Annotated in this window: 2 protein-coding genes; both read right to left on the minus strand. The window is 45.2% G+C overall.

Going from position 1 to position 2882, the window contains the following annotated elements:
- Positions 1-1529: 1529 nt before the first annotated feature.
- A complete protein-coding gene (locus FHD02_RS23915) occupies positions 1530-2204 on the minus strand; it encodes a hypothetical protein (protein ID WP_255597499.1) in 675 nt (224 codons plus the stop codon).
- Positions 2205-2644: 440 nt separating this feature from the next.
- Positions 2645-2758 (minus strand): hypothetical protein, encoded by a 114-nt coding sequence (locus FHD02_RS23920; RefSeq protein ID WP_045907702.1) that lies wholly within the window; start codon positions 2756-2758, stop codon positions 2645-2647.
- Between the last annotated feature and the right edge of the window lie 124 nt (positions 2759-2882).

Consider the following 2882-nt stretch of genomic DNA (forward strand, 5'->3'; position numbering starts at 1 on the left):
CTTGGAGCGAACTGCCTACCCGGAACTGAGTGTCAGGCGTGGAATGAGATAAACGCGGCCATAACAGCGGAATGACACCGGTAAACCGCAGGGCAGGAACAGGAGAGCGCACGAGGGAGCTACCAGGGGGAAACGCCTGGGATCTTTATAGTCCTGTCGGGTTTCGCCACCACTGATTTGAGCGTCAGATTCTGTGATGCTTGTCAGGGGGGCGGAGCCTATGGAAAACCAGCAACGCCGTGGCCTTTTCTACTGCCCCTCCATCTCCTCTCATTGACTCTCCTTTGATGTGCCTGCCCCCTCCGCTCGCCGCAGCCGAACGACCGAGCGCAGCGAGTCAGTGAGCGAGGAAGCGGAATATCTCCGGGCTTATCTTTGGCACCGTACGCGCCATAGCTGCATTTTTTAATACGATGCAGGATAGGGCTAACGCCGCAAAATGACGTCATCTGACGTTCCTGGATTACAAAAGTTAACGCAGCGGACAGGATGTGCATTTGTAATACCGCGCACACGTTGCTCCACAAATGCCTTTTGTCAGGGCTCGCCGCCCCGACACCCTGCCAGCGCCTCACGACCCCGCAATAAATTGCGTGCCCGTTCACCGCTTCATCTCCGTATCTTCGGAAGTGTGTTTAATGTGTGTCTAAAGTGTGTTTATCGGCTGTTCGGGTGTGTTTAAAGTGTGTTTGAAATGTGTCTGCCGGCCTTTTTAGGTGTGTTTAAAGTGTGTGTGCTGCTCCTGTCTTCAGTTTTACTTTCCAGGGATCAGGCACGACGGCGATGTATACACGGGGTGATACATGCGCGGTGCCAAAGGGTGCCCCTTTGAAACCTGTTGTGGTTCTACGAACCACGGAAGAAAACTGCCTGAAACACTCCTTTTCCGGCACATCTGGTGTGAAACCGCCCGCCAGTCAATCTCATGCATAGCCATGCAGCCGCGCCAGAATCATCAGGGCCGTTTTTTCTCGATATGGGTATAGAAAGGTGCCGGAAACAGGCAGGAGGCCGCAGAAACGCGCTGAGGGCGTCTGAGGGGGTGCGGGCAACGGGTGTTATGGTAAATTTCGGTGCATTGTGACTCGTTTGGATATGTTATTTGGTTGCAGTATTGAACGACCCAGAGGATTGAAAATGGATCTAGCAAAAGCACTGAAGGAAGCGGAAACCGGATATAGCCTCAACTTAACCAGTACAGATGAGGCTGAAATGCTGGCTTATATCTCAACCGTACTTGAACTCCACGCTAAAGGTGAGCTACTACATGAGTCTGCCATAGACAGGGTTATGACGTTATGTGTGCTTATTAACAAAGGAAACCGACAGGAGTTAAGCCGGACGCTTCGCGGGTTTAACAATGGTGGTAACTGGCCTAGCACTACGGGAGCTTCGTCAGGCTGCGGAAGGGGAAACGCTTAGCGCTGAAATCCCGGAGGTATTTAAGATCTTATCGAAAAGCCCACTGATAGTAGGCTTTTCTGCATCTGGCGTATATCGGATGTTATGAGGAATATGGTTATTAACCGTTATAGGTTATCAAAAGACCGGTTGAATTTGTTTTTATATTCAAGCACAGATCTTTTGATTATATGATATGCGGATGAAAAAAGAACAGAAAGAATTAAAGATAGAGTCATAAACAAGGCTGGTTTGTAACTTTTGCTTACCGTTTCATTGCTGATTGAAATGAATTTATTTTCTCCAGCAGTGTTGCTGTTTGTTAACAATGCAATCTTCGCATATATCTCAGAACCATTTATATAGTTGTTACTCTGATTGTTAACTATGCTTTTATAATTTTGATAATCTTGGATGTACCAATCATCAATAGCTCGATGGATAGTGTTTACTTCAGCGATTAAAACAGGTTTATCACGGACGTCGCCAGACCATGAAAGGTTTATTTTTTGTGCTTTTTCATCTATGTTTGATGTTATGCTCTTGCTTTTGTTGTTTATTATTGATTGTATGGCGTTCGCTTTACAATAAAAATTATCCCCACAATTAATAATCATGGTGGGTGAATTGTTGATCATGTTTAATTGGTATTTTATGGTGACTTTGTCTTTTGTTATAAACAGGAAGGTAAATGACAAAATTAATGAGAAAATAACAAATAAAATGATGCTCGCAATTTTTGTCTTAAGAAAGAGAAATAGCTCTATTAAATCAATATCCGATGAATTGTGTTGCATTTTCATACACCAATAGTCTTTATTAAAGCATAAGTTAAATAAAGGAATGAAATAAAAAGAGCAGTGATGAAAATTTTTGCCGATGCGGTGTATTTCATTTGAAAGGCCAATAAGATAAAAAAATATTTTATCCTATTATGTGCTTGTAGGAAAAGTCCTAAAATGCAAGTTTTGTCGTTTTTTTGTTCGGTTGTGCCTGTGGAGGGCATTGTTGTCAGCCAACATCCTTTCCACATATTTTAAGATCTTCTTGAGATCCTTGCGTTACAGCCGTAATCTCTTGCTCTGAAAACGAAAAAACCACCTGCCAGGGTGGTTTTTTCGAAGGTTCTCTGAGCTACCAACTCTTTGAACCGAGGTAACTGGCTTGGAGGAGCACAGTCACCAAAACTGTTCGTTTAGTTTAGCCTTAACCGGCGCATAACTTCAAGACTAACTCCTCTAAATCAGTTACCAGTGGCTGCTGCCAGTGGTGCTTTGTCATGTCTTTCCGGGTTGGACTCAAGTTGATAGTTACCGGATAAGGCGCAGCAGTCGGACTGAACGGGGGGTTCGTGCATACAGTCCAGCTTGGAGCGAACTGCCTACCCGGAACTGAGTGTCAGGCGTGGAATGAGATAAACGCGGCCATAACAGCGGAATGACACCGGTAAACCGCAGGGCAGGAACAGGAGAGCGCACGAG

It is taken from the genome of Citrobacter sp. EC_71 (assembly GCF_019584005.1).
Lineage (GTDB): Bacteria > Pseudomonadota > Gammaproteobacteria > Enterobacterales > Enterobacteriaceae > Citrobacter > Citrobacter werkmanii.